Genomic DNA, 403 nt, shown 5'->3' on the forward strand with positions numbered 1-403 from the left:
CGACCGATCCGGCGGCGGGCCGGCCGGGCACGCGCCCCGTCGAACTGCCCGCCCGGCCGGTGCCGCGCACCCGGCGCGCGGAGATCCTCGCGGCCTCCGTCCCGCTGTTCGCCCGGGACGGATTCGCCAACGTCACGAACGGACAGATCGCCCAGGCGGTGGGGCTGACCCCGTCCGCGCTCTACCGGCACTACCCCGGCAAGATCGACATCCTGGCGGCGGCGTGCCTCCAGGCGGCGGGGCTGCTGGCCCAGGGCGTGGAGCGGAGCCTGCACGAGGTGGCCGGTCCGCACGACGCCGTCGTCATGCTGGCGGCGACGTATGTCGCCTACAGCTTCGAGTACACCGAACTCAACAGCGTCGCCGAAGCCGAGCTCGCCGGCCTGCCGGCCGACCTGCGGCG

At 74.9% G+C, this 403-nt stretch carries 1 protein-coding gene; it reads left to right on the forward strand.

Going from position 1 to position 403, the window contains the following annotated elements; genetic code table 11:
- The coding region (locus tag B7767_RS10880) for a TetR/AcrR family transcriptional regulator (RefSeq protein WP_143652346.1) at positions 1 to 403 on the forward strand (403 nt) is incomplete at both ends.

This window comes from Streptomyces sp. 13-12-16, assembly GCF_002114215.1.
Taxonomy (GTDB): Bacteria; Actinomycetota; Actinomycetes; order Streptomycetales; family Streptomycetaceae; genus Streptomyces.